General features: G+C 71.9%; 2 protein-coding genes. Both read left to right on the top strand.

The annotated features are described in order from the left end of the window. Positions 1-537: uracil-DNA glycosylase (locus tag ACLN58_RS22170; protein ID WP_415857368.1), on the top strand; the 537-nt coding region annotated here is incomplete at its 5' end. An 18-nt stretch (positions 538-555) separates the two neighbouring features. Beyond that, entirely contained in the window at positions 556-1,401 is an 846-nt protein-coding gene (locus tag ACLN58_RS22165; RefSeq protein WP_415857367.1) for a siderophore-interacting protein, read from the top strand. Positions 1,402-1,436 lie beyond the last annotated feature (35 nt).

Here is a 1,436-nt window from a genome sequence, read left to right as displayed (position 1 = left end):
CCCCCGGACGCCGTGCTGCGCGCCTTCCGCGAGCCGCTGTCCGCCGTGAAGGTGCTGGTCGTGGGCCAGGACCCGTACCCGACGCCGGGGCACGCGATGGGCCTCAGCTTCTCCGTTGCCGCAGGCGTGCGGCCGCTTCCGCGCAGCCTTGCGAACATCTTCCGCGAGCTCACGGACGACGTCGGCCGCGCACCTTTGGACGGCGACCTCACCGCGTGGGCCGAGCAGGGCGTGCTCCTGCTCAACCGGGTGCTCACGGTGCGGGCGGGCGAATCCGCGGCGCACCGGCGAGCGGGCTGGGAGGCCGTGACCGACGCGGCGGTGCGCGCCGTCGTCGGCCGCGGCCTGCCGCTCGTGGCGATCCTGTGGGGCAAGGACGCCCAGTCGATGGGCCCGCTGCTAGGAGCGACGCCCGTCATCGCGACCGCGCATCCCTCGCCGCTCAGCGCGGCTCGCGGGTTCTTCGGGTCGCGGCCGTTCAGCCGCGCGAATTCTTTACTCGCGGAGCAAGGTGCTTCCCCGATCGACTGGGTCTAAACGGTTAGGCTGGGCCGCATGACTTCAGGCACCACGACGGCGGCGCCCGCCAAAAAGCCCCGCCCGACGCTTGATCTCGTCGTCTCGCGGACTGAATGGCTCACGCCGCACCTCGTGCGCGTCGTGGCCGGCGGTCCGGGTTTCGACGCGTTCGAGGACAACGGATTCACCGACAAGTACGTCAAGATCTCCTTCCCCGATGCGCTTCCGGGTGGCGCGTGGCCCGACGGGCCCGTGGACCTCACGGCGCTCAAGGACTCGCTCCCGCGCGAGCAGTGGCCCGTGACCCGCACGTACACCGTGCGGTCATTCGATCTGGAGGCGCGCGAGCTCGCGATCGACTTCGTGGTGCACGGCGACGAGGGCATCGCGGGGCCGTGGGCGGCCGGCGCGAAGGCGGGCGACCGCATCGTGGCCACGGGCCCCGGCGGGGCGTACTCCCCCGATCCGAAGGCCAAGTGGCACCTCTTCGCGGGCGACGAGTCCGCCCTGCCCGCGATCGCAGCCGCCCTCGAGGCGCTGCCCGAGGATGCCAAGGGGATCGCGTTCCTCGAAGTCGGCTCGGCGGCCGATGCACCCGAGCTCGAGGCACCCCAGGGCATTGACGTCCGGTGGCTCTCGCGGGACGGCGAGCGCGCCGGCGAGACGCTCGTGCTGGCCGAGGCCATCGCCGAGGCCGAGTGGCTCTCCGGGAACCCGAGTGTCTTTGCTCACGGTGAGCGCGGGGCCATGAAGGAGCTCCGCGCCGTCTTCAAGCAGCGGGACCTCCCGCGCAAGCAGCTCTCCCTCTCGGGCTACTGGGCCCACGGGCGCGCCGAGGATCAGTTCCAGGCGGAGAAGAAGCTCCCGGTCGGCCAGATCTGACCAGTCGACGCGCCAGATCCGGCCACTCGTCGGTC

The sequence above is a fragment of the Sinomonas sp. G460-2 genome (assembly GCF_047759905.1).
GTDB lineage: Bacteria > Actinomycetota > Actinomycetes > Actinomycetales > Micrococcaceae > Sinomonas.
Note: the sequence above shows the minus strand (reverse complement) of the source record. Positions and strands in the feature narration are given on the sequence as shown.